Consider the following 17,128-nt stretch of genomic DNA (forward strand, 5'->3'; position numbering starts at 1 on the left):
GGACGGGCGGAAAATCGCCGCCCGTCAGGGGCTTGCGCGGATGGGGGCTGGAACAGGTGCGCGGGTTCGCTACATCTAGGGCATGAACAGACGCGATCTTCTGGCGCTCGGCGCCCTTTCCCCGCTTCTCGGCCTGGCATGGCCGGCCGCAGCAGCGCCCGTCAACCGGACCCAGCTGTCCAACTACCTCAACAGCCTGCAGCGGGCCGAGGGGCGGTTCCGGCAGACCAATCCCGACGGCTCCCGCTCGTCTGGGCGGTTCCTGCTCGCCAAGCCGGGCCGCATCCGGTTCGAATATGACGGGCAGCCGAAGGCGCTCGTCGTCGCGGATGGCGTGTCGATCGGGGTGATCGATGCCAAATCCAACACCGGCGCCCAGCGCTATCCGCTGCGCAGCTCGCCGCTGTCGGTGCTCCTGCGGAACAATGTGAACCTCAACAGTTCGGCGCTCGTGCGCAGTTTCGGCAGCAACGACCAGCGCACGCGCATCACGCTTGTCGATCCGTCGAGCCGAGAGATCGGTTCCATCACCATGCTGTTCCGCAACGACCCGCTGCTGCTCGACGGCTGGATCATCCGCGACAAGGCGGGCAAGGAGACGCAGATCTCGCTGACCGAGGTGCGGATCGGTGGCCAGATCGACATGGGGCTCTTCAACATCGATCTGGCGGCGCGGAACTACCAGAAAGGCTAGCGCCCGGTGAAGCGCGGCGGGCGTTTCTCGCGCCGCGCCGCGCGGGCTTCGGCGTGATCTTCAGATGAGAAAGCCGCGCGGATGCGCGCCGGCGCGTCCGGATCATCCACGCCCCGGTCGAGCGCGTTGAGGCTCTCTTTCATGCCGCGCACCGCCAGCGGCGCGAGCGTGACCGCATGGGCGAGCCAGTCCTCGCCCGCCCTGTCCAGATCCGCCTGCGACACCAGCCGGTCGACAAAACCCGTTGCTGCCAGCGCTGCGTCATCAAACCGCTCTGCCAGAAGAAAGAGCCGCCGCGTGGCCTGCGGTCCGATGATCCGGCGCACGCGCGCCATCCCCTCGGGGCTGTAGTGGATGCCAAGCTCGGCCGCCGGCACGAAGGCGCGCATCCCGTCCACGCCGATGCGCATGTCGCACGCAGCCGCCAGTTCGACCCCGCCGCCGTAGACCCCGCCGTTCAGGAGCGCCAGCGTCGGAGCCGGGAAATCCTGTAGCCGGTCGCACAGGGCCGTCAGCGGATTGTCGGCCCAGTCGGCACTGTCGAGTTCATCGAGCGACGCACCGGCGCAGAAGCTGCGGCCTGTTCCGGTGAGGCTGAGCGCCTTGACCCCGTCATCCGCCCACCGATCGAGGAGCGCCGACAGGTCCCGCATCGCGCCCTGGGTCAATGCATTGTGACGCTCCGGCGCGTCGAGCCGGATACGGCCGATCCCGTCCGCGGCCGCCGCAACGATCACGGGTCGATGTCGAAGCTGGCAAAAACCGGCGCGTGGTCGGACGGCTTTTCCCAACCGCGCACATCACGCGCGACGCGGCTTTGTCCGGTGGAGCGCGCTGCCAGATCTGGCGTGGCCCAGATATGGTCGAGCCGGCGGCCTTTGTCGGCCGCGTCCCAGTCCCGCGCCCGGTAGGACCACCAGCTGTAGAGCAGCCCCTCGGGAATGTCCTGCCGCGTGACATCAACCCAGTTTCCGGCATTCTGCGTGGCCGTCAGCCGTTCCACTTCGATCGGCGTGTGCGACACGATCTTCAGAAGCTGCTTGTGCGACCAGACATCATCCTCGCGCGGGGCGATGTTGAGGTCGCCGACAAGGATCGACCGCTGCGGTTTCGCGGTGCGGCCCCAGTCGGCCATGCGGTCGAGAAAGTCGAGCTTGTGGGCGAATTTAGGGTTCTCCACCGGGTCGGGCACGTCGCCGCCGGCGGGCACGTAGAAATTGTGGATCTCGGTGCCGCCCGGCAGCTTTGCCGCGACATGGCGGGCGTGATCCTCGCGGCAAAAGGCATGGTCGGTCACGTCTTCCAGCGGCAGGCGCGACAGGATGGCAACGCCGTTATAGGCTTTCTGGCCGCGGGCGACCATGTGACCGTAGCCCAGCTCGGTGAAGGCCTCTGTCGGGATTTTCTCGACCGGCGACTTGATCTCCTGCAGGCACAGGACATCGGGCGTCTCGCGGGCCAGCAGGTCGAGCACGATCGGCTCGCGCAGGCGGACGGAATTGATGTTCCAGGTGCAGACGGTCAGGGTCATCGGGTGCTCCGGCAGGTTGGCTGCCAGACCCTAGACCGCGGCGGGCGCGGGCCGCAACCCGCGAAACACCCGCCGCGCAGACGGTCAGGCGACGAGCCGGTAGCCGCCCGATTCGGTCACCAGAATCCGCGCATTCGACGGATCGGGCTCGATCTTCTGGCGCAACCGGTAGATATGGGTCTCCAGCGTGTGGGTGGTCACACCGGCATTGTAGCCCCAGACCTCGTGCAGGAGCACATCACGCGCCACGACACCGTCCGTCGCGCGGTAAAGGAACTTCAGGATGTTGGTTTCCTTCTCCGTCAGGCGGATCTTGCGCTCGGTCTCGTCGAGCAGCATCTTCGCGGCGGGCTTGAACGTGTAGGGCCCGATCGTGAAGACCGCGTCCTCGCTCTGTTCATGCTGGCGCAGCTGGGCGCGGATCCGTGCGAGCAGAACCGGAAATTTGAACGGTTTTGACACATAGTCGTTCGCGCCCGCATCGAGCCCGAGGATCGTGTCCGCATCCGTATTGTGACCGGTGAGCATGAGGATCGGGCATTTCACGCCCTGCTTGCGCATCAGGCGGCACAGTTCGCGCCCGTCCATGTCCGGCAGGCCGACATCGAGGATGACGAGGTCGTAATGGCCCTGTTTGGCTTTCTCCAGCCCGTCTGCACCGTTTTCCCCCTCGAAAACGTCGAATTCCTCGGTCAGCACGAGTTGGTCGGCAAGCGCTTCCCGAAGGTCTCCGTCATCATCGACAAGCAAAATCTTCTTCAGTGCGTTCATTGCGGGTCTCCTGTTTCACAATCCTTAGCTGAGAGCGCACTACGTTGTGAACAAGTGACCGGTGTCGTGAACTCACACAGCTGTGTGGAGAATGCGCCAAATGTTTCACTTTTCCCTGACAGGGGCCTATAAGAGCGGCTGGGTTTGAAACAGATCGGGGCCCCGCTTTGCTGGCATTGAGCACGGAAGAACGGCTCGCGCGGTTGCGCGCGGACCTGCGCATGGGCGCGCCTGTGGTGCTGACCGACGGAGAGAGCGCAGCACTCGCTCTTGCGGTGGAAACGCTCGACGCCGTGCGGCTGGGCGATCTGCGCGACGGCGGCTGGCCGCTGCACGCGGCGGTCACCGCGCGGCGGGCCGAGACGTTGCACGCCCGTGTCTATGACGGTGATCTGGCGCGGATCGCATTGCCCGCCGATGCCGGGCTCGACTGGCTGAAGGCCACCGCCAACCCTGCCGACGATCTGCGCTATCCGATGAAAGGCCCCTATGCGAGCCTGCGCGGTGGCTCGCCGGCGCTCGACGCGGCGCTTCTTCTGCTGTGCAAGCAGGCGCATCTGCTGCCCGCAATCCTGATTGCCACCCTGCCCGCCGATGCCGCCCGCACTCTGGCACGTGACGCGGGCCTGTCGTGCGAATCGCTCGACGTGATCGGGCCGATCCTGCACCGCTCCAGCCCGCTTCTGGCCGTGTCCGCCGCCCGCGTGCCGCTTGATGTGAGCGAAGCCTCGCGCGTGCATGTGTTCCGGCCCCGCGACGGGGGCGAGGAACATTATGCGATCGAGATCGGCCAGCCGAACCGGTCCGAGCCCGTGCTGTCGCGGCTCCATTCGGCCTGTTTCACCGGCGATCTGGCCGGTTCTCTGAAATGCGATTGCGGGCCGCAATTGCGCGCCGCATTGGCCCAGATCGGGACCGAGGGCGCGGGCGTGCTCCTCTACCTCAACCAGGAGGGACGCGGCATCGGTCTGGCCAACAAGATGCGTGCCTACCAGTTGCAGGATGAGGGGTTCGACACGGTGGAAGCCAACCACCGGCTCGGCTTCGAGGATGACGAGCGCGATTTCAAGATCGGCGCGGAGATCCTGCGCAGCATGGGATTCTCGTCCGTTCGGCTGATGACCAACAATCCCGCCAAGGTGCGGATGATGGAAACCTGCGGGGTCGCGGTGGCCGAACGCGTGCCGTTGCGGGTGGGTGAGACGCGGCACAACCGTGCCTATCTCGACACCAAGGCGCGCAAGAGCGGCCACCTTCTGTGACGCAGACCCGATTCGCGGACCTGACCGTCACCCGCTGGGGCGCGCTTTATCGCGGGCGGCGCTTTGCCTGTGCCATCGGGCGCGGCGGGATCGGGCATAAGCGGGGCGAGGGCGACAATGTCACGCCTGTCGGCACGCACCGGCTGACCGATGTCTATGTGCGCGGCGACAGGCTGCAGCTTCCCGGGGCAAGGGTAATCGGGCCGCGCGCCCTCTGGTGCGACGCGCCGGACCATCCGGACTACAATACCCAAGTGCAGGCGCCGTTCGGCGCGTCTGCCGAGCGAATGCACCGGCCCGACCCGCTCTACGACATTGTCGGTGTGCTCGATTTCAACCGCGCGCCCGTGCGGCCGGGCAAGGGCAGCGCGATCTTCCTGCATGTCTGGCGCGGGCCGCGTGTGCCGACGGCGGGCTGCATCGCGTTCGCGCGGGTCGATCTGGTCTGGATTCTGGAGCGCTGGACCGAAGGGTCCCGCGTCGTCGTTCGAGGCTAGCGCGTCAGCCTGCGCTGCGCGCCCCGAAAAGCGCCGAGCCGACCCGCACATGGGTCGCACCAAGCGCAATTGCCGCCTCGAAATCGCCGCTCATCCCCATGGACAGGCCGCGCAGGCCGTTGCGCTCCGCCATGGTCCGCAACAGTGCGAAATGCAGGCTCGGATGCTCCTCGACCGGCGGGATGACCATCAGGCCCGATACCGGCAGGTCATAGTCTCGGCGGCAACTCTCCAGAAATGCGTCGAGTTCTTCGGGCAACACGCCGGCCTTCTGCGCCTCGCGACCCGTGTTGACCTGCACGAACAGGTCGGGACAGGTGCCGCGGGCCTGAACCTCTCGTGCAAGCCGCGCGGCGAGTTTCGGACGGTCGAGCGAATGGATCGCGTCAAACAGGTCAAGCGCCTGTTTGACCTTGTTGGTCTGCAACGGGCCGATCAGATGCACCTGCGTATCGGGGAAGGCCGCGCGGAAGTCGGGCCATTTCGACGCCGCTTCTTGCACCCTGTTCTCGCCGAACAGGCGATGTCCGTCGCGCAACACGGCTTCGACGCGCGCATTCGGCTGCACTTTCGAGACGGCAATCAAGTGGACGTCTTCAGGCGCGCGCCCGGCGGCACGGGCGGCGGCGTCGATGCGGGACTGGATATCGGAAAGGGACATGGGCGCGGTCGGGCCTTGGCATCGGTTTCGGTCGCCCACTTATGCCGTGAAGCCGAAGGGCCGAAAAGGGGCCGCGCAAAAGAAAAGAGCGGGCACTAGGCCCGCTCTTCCCTGAATGGTCTTCTGATCCGTAAGGATTAGAAGGACATCGACAGACCGGCACCGATACGGGTGACGTCGTCGACGGAGCTGTCGGAGGACTGAGCCTGACCGGCAGCAACGGAAGCCACGAGGCCGCCGCCGAGGTCGTAGTCAACCCACAGGCCGTAGCCGGTGCCGTCAGCGAACACGTTGCTGTCGGTCTTGTAGTGGGAGTACTGAGCACCGATGGTGGCAGCGCCGGTCGTGTAGGTGCCGGAGATGCCATAGGATTCACCGGACTGATCCAGGAAGCCAGCGTCGGAGAAGTCAGCGTCACGCTTTTCGTAAGCTGCGTTCACGGTGAAGCCCGAGAAGCCAACGAAACCGGAGATACCGTAGACTTTCAGGGTCTCATCCAGAGCACCGCCAGCAGCGCCGGACAGGGTGGTGCCGCAGAGCGAGGAAGCAGCCGCGGTCGCGGAGCACTTCAGTTTACCCTGCTGGTAACCAGCGCCTACACCCCAGTCGACAGTGCCGGTGGAGGAAGCGTAGCCGAGGCCGACACCGAAGATTTCGTCGCCGTATGCGCCAGCGTCTTTGTTGATCTGGCCAGCGATTTCAGCGGACAGCGAGGCGGTGAAGCCGGCAGCCGAGAAGTCGTAACGCAGAACGCGCTCAGCGTCGCCCAGGCCGTCAAGACCGGCATGGCCGTTTTCCCAGGAAGCTTCGTCGTCGATACCGCCACCAGCGATTTCGATCATGCCTTTGTCGTAAGCGCCGTCGGTGTCACCCAGGGTGATCGTGCCGAAGCCGCCGGAAACGAAAGCGGAGACCGAGGAAGCAACGGTGTTGTTGTCCAGGTCGGCGTTGGCGCCGAAGGACAGGCCGTTGTCGGAGGTGCCGGAGTAGGCAACGTCGAAGTCGAAGTCTTTGACGAACTTCGTGCCTTTGGTGCCGGACACGGTGCGGTCGTCCGACGGACGGACACCAAGGCCGAGCGGCAGTACGTAGTCGCGGGAGTTGTTGGTGATACCCAGTTCAGCAGAACCGGAGAAGGAGATGCCCTGCGCGAACGCGGAGCCAGCAACGGAGGCTGCGAGCAGCGCGGACGTTGCGAAGAGAGCTTTTTTCATCGTTTTCCCTCGTGAGTGTTTAAGGTGCACCTCAACCCGGGGAAAACCGAATTGAGTGTGAGTGTGTTTTACTCCTGACCGATTCAAAGGCAACCGCGACCCGCCCCCCTTAAATAAAAGCGCATATCCGTGATGCAGACATGCCACAGTGGGATCAGGCGCCCGGATCGGCCCGCTGCGGGGCGGTTTCGCGCTTTTGGCTTGTCCCAAAGGGGGCGAGCCGATACTAGAATTTCGATCGCCAGTCTGCGGGAGGCCTTGTTTTGTCGAACTTGTTTCGGATTTTCGCCCTGATCCTGGCCGGCCTGCTGGCCGGTTGCGGCAGCACCTCGAGTGAGGCCCAGTTCCAGAATGCGCCCGAATGGGCGCAGGCACAGGATTCGGACACGCTGCTCGACCTGTTCAACTCGCCCGACCGCGACTCGACCATTCAGGTGAACCGCTATCTGTGGATCGCAACGCTCGATGTGCTGAAATTCCTGCCGCTCGAAGGGGCCGATCCCTTCTCCGGCGTGATCGTGACCGGCTGGGGCCGCGTGGCGGGCACATCCGGCCTTTATCGCGCGACCGTGCTCATTCAGGACGGGGCGCTCGATGCCCGCTCGCTGCGCGTGGCGGCCTATCGCCAGTCGGGGTCGAGTTCGGTGCCGGTGCCGCCGCAGGCGGTGCGCCAGATCGAGGATGCGATCCTGACCCGGGCACGGCAGCTCAAGATCGCGGCCGAGGGCTGAAACAACATCACGGCGCGGCGGCACGTCCGACCGGCGCCGGAGACCGAGAATACAAGGAATGGATTATGTCTCGCTATAATGCGCGCACGGTCGAGCCGAAATGGCAGGCCGCGTGGGAAGAGGCCGGGATTTTCACCGCCGCGCCCGATGCGGCGCGGGAGAAATACTATGTGCTGGAGATGTTCCCCTATCCGTCGGGGCGCATCCACATGGGCCACGTGCGCAACTATACGATGGGCGACGTTGTGGCGCGCTACAAATCGTCCCGTGGTTTCAACGTGTTGCATCCGATGGGGTGGGACGCGTTCGGCATGCCCGCCGAAAATGCCGCGATGGAAAAGAACGTCCACCCCGGCACCTGGACCTACCAGAATATCGAGGACATGAAGACTCAGATGAAGCCCTTGGGCTTCAGCCTCGACTGGACCCGCGAATTCGCAACCTGCGACCCGGAATATTATGGCCAGCAGCAGGCCCTGTTCCTCGACATGCTGGAGGCCGGACTGGTCTATCGCAAGAATGCGGTCGTGAACTGGGATCCGGTCGACATGACCGTGCTCGCCAACGAGCAGGTGGAGAACGGCCGCGGCTGGCGCTCCGGTGCACTGGTCGAGCGCAAGGAACTGACCCAATGGTTCTTCCGCATCTCTGACATGTCGCAGGAGCTGCTGGACGCGATTGACGGCCTGACCGACTGGCCGGAAAAGGTCCGCCTGATGCAGCGCAACTGGATCGGGCGCAGCCAGGGCCTGCAATTCCGCTTCGCGCTGCACGGCGCGCCGGACGGGATCGACGAACTGGAAGTCTATACAACCCGGCCCGACACGCTTTTCGGCGCAAGTTTCGCCGCCATCTCCCCCGACCATCCGCTGGCGCGGCGGCTGGAGCAGGACAATGCCGATCTGGCCGCATTCAATTCGGAATGCCGGCGCACGGGCACGTCCGAGGAAGATCTGGAGAAAGCCGAGAAGAAGGGATTCGACACCGGTCTGACCGTGACCCATCCGTTCGATGCGGATTGGACGCTGCCGGTCTATGTGGCGAATTTCATCCTGATGGATTACGGCACGGGCGCGATCTTCGGCTGCCCCGCGCATGACCAGCGAGACCTTGATTTCGCTCGGAAATACGGGCTCGACGTCACGCCGGTCGTGGCGCCCGCCGACGCGCTGGCCGCCACGTTCGAGATCGGCGCCGAGGCCTATACCGACCCCGGCCACCTGATCAATTCCAAGTTCCTCGACGGAATGAGCATCGAGGAGGCTAAAGCCGAGGTGATCCGCCGGATCGAGGCCGAGGGCGTGGGCGAGGGCGTGACCAAATACCGGCTGCGGGACTGGGGCGTCAGCCGCCAGCGCTACTGGGGCTGTCCGATTCCCATCGTCCACTGCCCGGATTGCGGCATCGTGCCGGAGAAGAAGGAAAACCTGCCCGTCGAACTGCCGCAGGATGTGAATTTCTCCCAGCCGGGCAATCCGCTCGACCGGCATCCGACGTGGCGCGACGTGGCCTGCCCGGCCTGCGGGGGTGCGGCACGGCGCGAGACCGACACAATGGACACGTTCGTCGACAGTTCCTGGTATTTCGCCCGCTTCACCGCGCCGCGGGCGAACACGCCGACCGATGCCGAGGCCGCGGCCTACTGGATGAATGTCGACCAGTATATCGGTGGTGTGGAGCATGCGATTCTGCATCTGCTCTATTCGCGGTTCTTCGCCCGTGCGATGGCGAAGACCGGGCACTTGCCGGACAGCGCGATCGAGCCGTTCAATGCGCTCTTCACGCAAGGCATGGTCACGCATGAAACCTATTCGACGCCGCATCCCGACGGCGGCGAGCGGGTGGTCTGGCACACGCCCGACGAGGTGCTGCGCAGCGAGAGCGGCGCGACCCTGCGCGACGGCGGTGGCGCCGTGACGGTCGGTCCGACCATCAAGATGTCGAAGTCGAAGAAGAATGTCGTCGACCCCGAGGACATCATCGACCAGTACGGGGCCGACACGGCGCGCTGGTTCGTCATGTCCGACAGCCCGCCCGAGCGGGACGTGGAGTGGACCGCATCCGGGGCCGAGGCCGCATGGCGGCACCTGCAGCGGGTCTGGCGACTGGCCTCCGAGGTGGCGGAGGCGGGCGGCGCGGATGCGACCGACGCCGATCTGGAGCGCGCGACTGCGCGGGCCATTCATGATGTGACCGAAGGGATCGAGAGCTTTGCCTTCAACAAGGCCGTGGCGAAACTCTACGAGTTCACGAACCTTCTCGCGAAATCCAAAGCGCCGGCCGGCGCCCGCCGCGTGGCGCTCCGGACCATGGCACAGCTGATGATGCCGATGACCCCGCACCTGGCCGAAGAGGTCTGGACGCTGCTCGGCGGCGAAGGGCTCGTGAGCGCCGCGCCCTGGCCGAAAGCCGATCCCGCGCTTCTGGTTGAGGACCAGCTGACCCTGCCTATTCAGGTGAACGGCAAGCGGCGGGCCGAAATCTCGGTCGCCCGCGATGCCGACAAGGCGGCGGTCGAGGCTCAGGCGCTTGCCGATCCGGCGGTGCAGCGGGTGCTCGACGGCGCGGTGCCCAAGAAGGTCATCGTGGTGCCGGGACGGATCGTCAATCTTGTCGTCTAGGCGCGGGCATCAGCCGCGCTTCGGGGCCGCGCCCGTCGCGGCCCTCCTGCTGTTTCTGCTCACCGCCTGCGGTTTCTCGCCTGTCTATCAGGACCGCGCTGCCGGAGAGGGGCTTGCCGGCCGCGTCGAGATCGCGCCCATCGACGGGCTGGCGGGGTTCACGTTCCGCGAACAGCTGATCCGGCAGTTCGGCCTGCCCTCGGGTGCCGAATATGACCTGCGCGTCGACCTGACGGTCGAGCGTGAGGGGATCGGCATCACCCAGTCGAACGACATCACCCGCTACAACCTGACCGGTACGGCCACCTACAGGCTGACCGAACGGGCGACCGGAGCGGCGGCGGCCGAGGGGCAGGTGCGGACTTTCACCGCCTATTCGGCAACCTCGAGCGCCTATGCAACTCGTGTCGCACGCCGCGATGCGGAGAAACGGCTGGCGATCAGCCTGGCCGACCAGCTTGCCGTCCGGCTCGCCGCCACGGTGGAGCGGCCGCGGTGAAGCTGAACGGCGCAGATGCCGCGCGCTTCTTGCGCACGCCCGATCCCGCGACGCGTGCCGTGCTTCTGCATGGAGAAGACAAGGCGCGCACAGCGCTGAAGCGGCGCGAGCTTGTCGCCGCGCTTGGCGGCAAGGACGCGGAGGAGGAAATGCGGCTCGTGCGGCTCGGCGCCGACGAGGTCCGCCGCGATCCGGCATCGCTGCAGGATGCGCTGCGCGCACAGGGGTTCTTCCCCGGGCCCCGTGTTACGGTGGTCGAGGATGCAACCGACGGCATGCTCGCCATTTTCGAGGAAGCGCTCGGCAATGCATCGCCCGAGGATGCGACCCTTGTCGTGACCGCGGGACTGCTGCCTGCGCGGTCTAAACTGCGCAAGTTCTTCGAGGGCGCCGCGGCGGGCATCCTGTCGATTGCCGTCTACACGGACGCGCCAAGTGCGGCCGAGATCGACCAGTGGCTGGCCAGCCGCAAGATCGAGGTCGATCCGTCAGCCAAGCGGCGCCTGCAGGAGCTGGCGCAGGATCTGGAGCCGACGGACCTGGTCCAGATGCTGGAGAAACTGTCGCTCTACATGTGGAACGCGGATGCGGCGGCGGGGCTGGCGGATGTCGAGGCCTGCCTGCCGCGCACCATCGACAGCGACGCGGACGATCTGGCCGCCGCCGTGGCCGAAGGCAAGGTGGAGGAAACCTGCCGCCACCTGCACCGCCTGTCGGCGCGCGGCGTGCCGCCGACGACGCTCTGCATCGCGCTGGAACGCGCCTTCCGCCAGATTTACGGGATCGTGTTCCACCCCGGCGGCGTGGAGGCCGGCATCGGCGCCCTGCGCCCGCCGGTGTTCGGCCCGCGCAAGGCACGGTTGAAGGCCCAGGCCCAACGGTGGCGGCCGGCGAGCGTGGAGCGGGCGATCCGCGAACTGACGGACACGGACTTGACCCTGCGTTCATCGTCACGCGCGCCGGACATGGCGCTGATGGAACGCGCCCTCATCCGCATCGCGATGATGTCGGGACGCTGAAGGACCCGGATATGTACAAACTTGTCGGAACACCGCGCAGCCGCACCATACGTGTTGCCTGGGCGCTGGAGGAACTGGAACAGCCCTATGACTGGATCCCGGCCGGGCCGCGGTCGGAAGAGGCCCGCGCGCTCAACGGCACCGGCAAGATCCCGGTGCTGGTGGCCGACGGCGAGGCGCTGAGCGACAGCGTGGCGATCATCCAGTTTCTTGCCGACGGCCATGGCGGTCTGACCCATGCGCCCGGCTCGATCGCGCGGGCGCGGCAGGATGCGATGACGCAATTTGCCTGTGAAGAGGTCGAGGGTCCGCTCTGGACCATGTCGAAGGCACGCTATGTCCACCCCGAGGAGATGCGGATGCCGGAAGTGGAGCCGGTGGCGCAGTATGAGTTCGGGCTGGCGATGAAGACGCTCGCGGCGCGCTTGGGCGACAAGGACTATGTGACGGGCGATGCACCGACCGTGCCGGACCTGATCCTAGGCCATTGCGGCGGCTGGGCCGTGAATGCCGTTTTTGCGGTGCCGGATGGCATCGTCGCGGATTATTTCAAACGGGTCCGGTCGCGTCCCGCGCTGGCCCGCGCAATGGAGCGCGCGGCGGCCTTTCAGAGCTAATTCGGACCTGCATCGGGGCCGCGCTTCGCGGCATCGAGCCGCTTCAGTGCGCCGCGCGCCGCATGGCGCCCGGTCGCAAAACACCCCGTCAGAAGATAGCCGCCTGTCGGTGCTTCCCAATCAAGCATCTCTCCGGCGCTGAACCAGCCCGGATGGGCTGCGAGTTCGAGGTCTCCGGTCAGCCGCTCGAACCGCAGGCCGCCCGCGGTCGAAATGGCGCGGTCGAGCGACATGGGACCGTCGAGCGCCACCGACAAGGCCTTGAGTAGACCCGCGAGCGCGGCGGGATCACCGGGCAGGGGGCGGGCGCATTCCTGCAGGAGAGCCAGTTTTGCCGGCGGCAATCCGAGTTTGCGCAATTTGTTGGAAAGGCTCGTTTTGCTCGGCATCTGGTGAAGCCGCTGGGCCAACTGGTCTGCCGTGCGGTCGGGCATCAGGTCGATGTGCAGCGTGACAGGACCGCCCTCGCAACCGCTTTCATCTCCGGCACCGCCCTTACGCAAGGCGCGGGACAGGGCATAGATCGCGCTGCCCTCAAACCCGGCTTTCGAGATCACGCATTCCCCGAGCACGCTGTCCGGCCCGCATGAGAGCCGGACCTGTTTCAGGGCCGCGCCGAAATGGGGCTCCATATGGCGGCTCCACGTCCGTCGGAAGCCCATATTGGCGGGGCGGAAGGGCGCGCAGTCTGACGGACCCGGCATCTGGCCAACCCATACGCCATCGGAGCCCAGTCTCGGCCAGCTTGCGCCGCCGAGCGCCAGCAGTGTCACGCGCGGGTGGACGTGTTGCGCGCCTTCGGGCGTGTCGAAAGGCACGGGGCATGCGCCAAGCTGCCCGGTCCAGCGCCAGCCGGTGCGCAGCTCGACCCCGGCGTTTCGAAGCCGCGCGATCCACGCCCGCAGGAGCGGGCTTGCCTTCATCTCGGTGGGAAAGACCCGCCCCGATGTGCCGGTGAAAACGGTGCTGCCGAGACCGCGGGCCCAGGTTTGCACCTCCTCCGGTCCGAAGGCGGTCAGCGCATCGTGAAGCGCCGGCGGGCAGGGCCGGAAGGCGGCGCGAAACTGCGCAGCAGGTTCATCCATCGTCAGGTTGAGGCCCGACTTGCCGGCCATCAGGAACTTGCGGGCAAGCGTCGGTTTGGCTTCGGCCACCAGAACCGACCGGCCGGCTGCGGCCAGCGTTTCGGCGGCCATCAGCCCGGCCGGACCGCCGCCGATGACAAGCGCATCAGGTGTCGCCAGCGTCACCGTGTCAGTCGATCAGCCCGATGCGGCGGCGGATATCCTCGTCCCGCAGGGACACTTCCTGTCCGGTGAACTCGTTTCCGGCGTCCCCGCAAAGCCAGGCGATGCAGCGCGCAGGCCAGTCGGCAGGAATATGCACGGACGGGTCGAGCTGGCTGACCGGATTGACGCCGCTCGCCTTGATCGCGACCTGCATTTCGGTCGCGACCGTGCCGGGGCTGAGGCCAATCACCCGGATCTTGGAACTGTCCACTTCATGGTCGGCGCAACGCGTCAGCATGGCGGCACCGGCTTTCGAGGAGCAATAGGCGCTCCAGCCTTCCAGCGGGGCATGGGCCGCGCCCGACGAGATGTTGATGATGGTGCCGGACCCTTGCGCAACCATGTCGGGCAGAACGGCGCGGATGCCGTAATAGACGCCCTTGAGGTTGATATCGATCGCGTGGCCCCAATCCTCGGGGTCGGATTTGCCGAGCATCGAGATCGGCTGGATGACACCGGCATTGTTGATCAGGATGTCGACGCTGCCGAACTGTTCCTTGCAGCGTTTGACCAGCGCCTGCAGTCCGAAATAGCGGCTCACGTCGCAGGCCAGTGTTTCTGCCGTGCCGCCCGCGTCGCGGATCTCGGCGGCGACGGCGTCAATGTCGCGCACGGTGCGGGCCGCAAGCAGAACCTTCACGCCCTCTGCGGCAAGGATTTTCGCGGTCGCGGCGCCGATGCCGCGGCTGGCACCCGTGATGATGGCGGCTTTGCCCGATAGCGATGTCATGGTCTTGCGGCTCCCCTGTGTCGGCCGTCTGGCCCGGTTTCATTTCAGTCTATCTGATCGCGGTCGCTCTCTGCTAGGTTCTAGCGCGATGTTTATCAAGCGCCGGAGACCCAATGCCTGCCCCGATCGTCTTTCTCGACATAGCTGGACCCGCCGATGCCGGCCAGCGTGCTTTCTATGCCCATCTGTTCGACTGGCAAATCGGCGCCGACGGGCGCTTTTCGGTGCCGGTCCAGTCGCCCATGCCGGCGGCCCTGCGCAGCGATCCGGCAGAGAAGCTGGTCTATATCGGGGTGGAGGATGTGGCCGCGACGCTCGACAAGATCGCAGCCATTGGCGGCACTATCGACGTGCCGCGATTCGAAGTGCCGGGGAGTGTGATCCTCGGTCTGTTTCTTGACCCGGCGGGCAACCGGATGGGGCTTGTGGAAATCGAAGATGGTCAGGTGAAAGTGCCGTCGGCCACTGGCGGCTGACGGTTCGCTTCCCTAGGTAAGGACAGACGGATCATCACCGGACCGCCGCACCACGCGGTCGTTTGGCGCGGAGAGGAGACAGGATGGCACAGGATCTGGAAAAACTGACGTCGGCGCTTCTGGCCGCGGCACGCAAGGCCGGTGCCGAATCCGCCGATGCGATCGCGGTGGCCGGTGACAGCCTGTCGATCGAGACCCGCAGCGGGGCGCTCGAACATGCCGAACGGTCGGAGGGAATCGACCTCGGCCTGCGCGTGCTGATCGGCCGCCGGCAAGCCTGCGTCTCGGCTTCCGACATCCGTTCTGACACGCTGGAGACGATGGCCGAACGCGCGGTCGCCATGGCCCGCGAAGCGCCCGAGGACCCGACCTGCGGACTGGCTGATCCGGACCAGCTGGCCAAGGATTGGGACGTGGCGGCGCTCGACCTGAACGACCCAGCGCCCGACCCCGCCGCTGCAGAGCTGGAGGCGGATGCGCTGCGGGCCGAGGCTGCAGCACGGGCCGTGCCCGGCGTGTCGCAGGTCGATGCGACAGGCGCCGGTTTTGGGCGCTCCCGTATCCATCTGGCAGCGACAAACGGATTTACCGGCGGCTATGCGCGCAGTTCGCGCAGCATGTCCTGCGTGGCCATCACCGGCGAAGGGCTGGAGATGGAGCGCGACTATTATGGCGACAGCCGCACTTACGGTGCGGACCTCCTGTCGCCCGAGGAGATCGGTCGGCTGGCAGGCGAGCGGGCTGTCTCCCGCGCCGGCGCATCGAAGCCGCCCACAGGTGCCTATCCGGTGCTCTATGACGAGCGGATTTCCTCGGGTCTGATCGGACATCTGCTCGGGGCGATCAGCGGCAGTGCGATCACGCGGGGTGCCAGCTGGCTGAAGGATGCGATGGGCGAGCAGGTTCTGCCGGTTGGCATGGATCTGGTGGAAGATCCGTCGCGTCCCCGGATCGGCGGCTCGAAACCTTTTGACGCCGAAGGCCTTCCCGCGCGCCGCCGGATGGTGGTCGAGGACGGGATCCTGAAAAGCTGGACTCTGGACCTTGCCACGGCGCGCAAACTGGGGCTGGAGAGCACCGGCAACGCCGTGCGCGGCACCTCCGCGCCGCCATCGCCCGGTATCGGCAATGTCGCCCTGACGCAGTCGGACAAGAGCCGCGATGATCTGCTGGCCGACATGGGAACCGGCCTGCTCGTCACCTCGCTCATCGGATCGTCGATCAACCCGACCACGGGCGATTATTCGCGGGGTGCATCGGGCTTCTGGGTCGAGAACGGGCAGATCACCCGCCCCGTCAACGAATGCACCATTGCGGGCAATCTGCGCGACATGCTGCGTGGGTTGCAGGCCGCCAATGACGCGCGCACCCATCTGTCCCGCGTGGTGCCGAGCCTTCTGGTGGAGGGGCTGACGATTGCCGGCGCGTGATCTCGATCTGCTGACCGAGGCCGCCCTGGCCGCCGGCGAGATCGCGAAACGCCATTTCCGGTCCGGCCCGGAGGTCTGGGACAAGGGCGGCGGTCTCGGCCCCGTCACACAGGCCGATCTGGAGATCGACCGGATGTTGCAGCGGGACCTGACCGCCGCGCGGCCGGACTATGGCTGGCTGTCCGAAGAGACGCCCGACACGCCCGAGCGCCTGTCGCGCGAGGCCGTTTTCATCATTGACCCGATCGACGGGACGCGGGCCTTCATTGACGGGCAAACGAGCTTTTCCCACAGTCTTGCCATCGTGCGGAACGGCCATGTGTCGGCCGCTGTCGTCCACCTGCCGTTGGAAGGGCTGACCTATGCTGCGGCAGCGGGTCAGGGGGCGACGCTCAACGGCGCGCCGCTCGCCCCGCCCCGCAAGGACAGTCTGGCGGGGGCGCGGCTACTGGTGAACAAGGCGCAGATGAAAGACCTGCACTGGACGGGCGGTGTGCCCGATGTCGAACAGATGTTCCGGCCGTCGCTGGCCTACCGGCTGTGTCTGGCCGCCGAAGGGGCGGCCGATGCGATGCTGACGCTCCGCGATGCTTGGGAATGGGACATTGCCGCAGGCGCGCTCATCGCGGCAGAAGCGGGGCTCGACGTGCAGGATCGCAGCGGCGCGCCGCTGTCCTTCAACGGCCCGACGCGGCTTCTGCCCGGTGTGATCGTGGCGCCCGCGGCGCTCGCATCGGCGCTTCTGGCCCATGGTCCACGGCCCATCCCAAGCGCCCAGACCCATTGACGCGACGCCGCGCGTGGCTAATGTGCGCGCCAGTTCAAAACGGAGCAGATGACACCATGACGCAACGCCTGCATCTCGTGTTCGGCGGTGAGCTCACCGACCCGCAGACAACCCAGTTCCGCGATGTCGACGCGCTCGATATCGTCGGGATCTATCCCAATTATGCCGCTGCCTATGACGCATGGAAATCGGCCGCCCAGCGGACCGTGGACAATGCCCATATGCGCTACTTCATCGCACACCTGCACCGCCTGCGGGACGAGGAAGTGGCGGCCAGCCCGACCGAGGAACTGGGCTGA

At 66.1% G+C, this 17,128-nt stretch carries 19 protein-coding genes; 12 read left to right on the forward strand and 7 right to left on the reverse strand.

Going from position 1 to position 17,128, the window contains the following annotated elements; all coding sequences use genetic code 11:
- Positions 1–82: 82 nt before the first annotated feature.
- The gene (locus tag GSH16_RS05145) at positions 83–694 is read left to right on the forward strand and encodes a LolA family protein (protein WP_160852556.1); all 612 of its coding nucleotides are present in this window, start codon (positions 83–85) and stop codon (positions 692–694) included.
- Here GSH16_RS05145 and GSH16_RS05150 read toward each other — a convergent pair.
- The 3 genes from GSH16_RS05150 to GSH16_RS05160 all read right to left on the reverse strand — a co-directional run bounded on the left by GSH16_RS05150 (position 691) and on the right by GSH16_RS05160 (position 2,996).
- Positions 691–1,431: an enoyl-CoA hydratase/isomerase family protein gene (locus GSH16_RS05150; RefSeq protein WP_160852558.1), complete on the reverse strand. Its 741-nt coding sequence runs from the start codon at positions 1,429–1,431 to the stop codon at positions 691–693. The genes GSH16_RS05145 and GSH16_RS05150 overlap by 4 nt on opposite strands.
- Complete coding sequence (locus GSH16_RS05155; protein ID WP_160852560.1) at positions 1,428–2,225, reverse strand: exodeoxyribonuclease III; 798 nt, start codon at positions 2,223–2,225, stop codon at positions 1,428–1,430. Before GSH16_RS05155 ends, GSH16_RS05150 begins: the two co-directional genes overlap by 4 nt.
- An 84-nt stretch (positions 2,226–2,309) precedes the next feature.
- Positions 2,310–2,996 carry a response regulator transcription factor gene (locus GSH16_RS05160; RefSeq protein WP_160852562.1) on the reverse strand — a complete coding sequence of 229 codons (687 nt, stop codon included), beginning with the start codon at positions 2,994–2,996 and terminating at the stop codon, positions 2,310–2,312.
- Between the two features lie 221 nt (positions 2,997–3,217).
- Between GSH16_RS05160 and ribA the strand changes: the two genes are divergently transcribed.
- Both ribA and GSH16_RS05170 read left to right on the forward strand, forming a co-directional pair.
- Positions 3,218–4,258 (forward strand): GTP cyclohydrolase II, encoded by a 1,041-nt coding sequence (ribA, locus tag GSH16_RS05165; RefSeq protein WP_160853039.1) that lies wholly within the window; start codon positions 3,218–3,220, stop codon positions 4,256–4,258.
- Positions 4,255–4,755 carry a L,D-transpeptidase family protein gene (locus tag GSH16_RS05170; RefSeq protein WP_328803167.1) on the forward strand — a complete coding sequence of 167 codons (501 nt, stop codon included), beginning with the start codon at positions 4,255–4,257 and terminating at the stop codon, positions 4,753–4,755. Before ribA ends, GSH16_RS05170 begins: the two co-directional genes overlap by 4 nt.
- Positions 4,756–4,759: 4 nt before the next feature.
- Here GSH16_RS05170 and GSH16_RS05175 read toward each other — a convergent pair whose 3' ends face one another.
- Positions 4,760–5,416 (reverse strand): YggS family pyridoxal phosphate-dependent enzyme, encoded by a 657-nt coding sequence (locus tag GSH16_RS05175; RefSeq protein WP_160852564.1) that lies wholly within the window; start codon positions 5,414–5,416, stop codon positions 4,760–4,762.
- Between the two features lie 137 nt (positions 5,417–5,553).
- Positions 5,554–6,630, reverse strand: a complete 1,077-nt coding sequence (locus GSH16_RS05180) for a porin (protein ID WP_160852566.1) — start codon at positions 6,628–6,630, stop codon at positions 5,554–5,556.
- Positions 6,631–6,893: 263 nt separating this feature from the next.
- Here GSH16_RS05180 and GSH16_RS05185 point away from each other — a divergent pair, with 263 nt between their 5' ends.
- From GSH16_RS05185 to GSH16_RS05205, 5 genes are all read left to right on the forward strand, one after another.
- Complete coding sequence (locus GSH16_RS05185; RefSeq protein WP_160852568.1) at positions 6,894–7,361, forward strand: DUF3576 domain-containing protein; 468 nt, start codon at positions 6,894–6,896, stop codon at positions 7,359–7,361.
- 65 nt (positions 7,362–7,426) lie between these two features.
- On the forward strand, positions 7,427–9,982 hold the full coding sequence (gene leuS / locus GSH16_RS05190; RefSeq protein ID WP_160852570.1) for a leucine--tRNA ligase: 2,556 nt from the start codon (positions 7,427–7,429) through the stop codon (positions 9,980–9,982).
- Positions 9,972–10,481: an LPS assembly lipoprotein LptE gene (gene lptE, locus GSH16_RS05195; protein WP_160852572.1), complete on the forward strand. Its 510-nt coding sequence runs from the start codon at positions 9,972–9,974 to the stop codon at positions 10,479–10,481. Before leuS ends, lptE begins: the two co-directional genes overlap by 11 nt.
- On the forward strand, positions 10,478–11,500 hold the full coding sequence (gene holA, locus GSH16_RS05200) for a DNA polymerase III subunit delta (RefSeq protein WP_160852574.1): 1,023 nt from the start codon (positions 10,478–10,480) through the stop codon (positions 11,498–11,500). Before lptE ends, holA begins: the two co-directional genes overlap by 4 nt.
- Positions 11,501–11,511: 11 nt before the next feature.
- Complete coding sequence (locus GSH16_RS05205) at positions 11,512–12,117, forward strand: glutathione S-transferase family protein (RefSeq protein WP_160852576.1); 606 nt, start codon at positions 11,512–11,514, stop codon at positions 12,115–12,117.
- Here the strand turns inward: GSH16_RS05205 and GSH16_RS05210 are convergent.
- Both GSH16_RS05210 and GSH16_RS05215 read right to left on the reverse strand, forming a co-directional pair.
- Positions 12,114–13,367, reverse strand: coding sequence for a TIGR03862 family flavoprotein (locus tag GSH16_RS05210; protein WP_328803168.1), 1,254 nt, complete (start codon positions 13,365–13,367; stop codon positions 12,114–12,116). The two genes, GSH16_RS05205 and GSH16_RS05210, sit on opposite strands and share 4 nt — an antisense overlap.
- Positions 13,368–13,371: 4 nt before the next feature.
- The gene (locus GSH16_RS05215; protein ID WP_160852578.1) at positions 13,372–14,136 is read right to left on the reverse strand and encodes an SDR family oxidoreductase; all 765 of its coding nucleotides are present in this window, start codon (positions 14,134–14,136) and stop codon (positions 13,372–13,374) included.
- 113 nt (positions 14,137–14,249) lie between these two features.
- Here GSH16_RS05215 and GSH16_RS05220 point away from each other — a divergent pair, with 113 nt between their 5' ends.
- From GSH16_RS05220 to GSH16_RS05235, 4 genes are all read left to right on the forward strand, one after another.
- On the forward strand, positions 14,250–14,612 hold the full coding sequence (locus GSH16_RS05220) for a VOC family protein (RefSeq protein ID WP_160852580.1): 363 nt from the start codon (positions 14,250–14,252) through the stop codon (positions 14,610–14,612).
- An 83-nt stretch (positions 14,613–14,695) separates the two neighbouring features.
- The gene (locus GSH16_RS05225) at positions 14,696–16,042 is read left to right on the forward strand and encodes a TldD/PmbA family protein (protein WP_160852582.1); all 1,347 of its coding nucleotides are present in this window, start codon (positions 14,696–14,698) and stop codon (positions 16,040–16,042) included.
- Positions 16,029–16,829 (forward strand): 3'(2'),5'-bisphosphate nucleotidase CysQ, encoded by an 801-nt coding sequence (locus GSH16_RS05230; RefSeq protein WP_160852584.1) that lies wholly within the window; start codon positions 16,029–16,031, stop codon positions 16,827–16,829. Before GSH16_RS05225 ends, GSH16_RS05230 begins: the two co-directional genes overlap by 14 nt.
- A gap of 56 nt (positions 16,830–16,885) precedes the next feature.
- Entirely contained in the window at positions 16,886–17,128 is a 243-nt protein-coding gene (locus tag GSH16_RS05235; protein ID WP_160852586.1) for a DUF4170 domain-containing protein, read from the forward strand.

The organism is Oceanomicrobium pacificus, from assembly GCF_009833495.1.
Lineage (GTDB): Bacteria > Pseudomonadota > Alphaproteobacteria > Rhodobacterales > Rhodobacteraceae > Oceanomicrobium > Oceanomicrobium pacificus.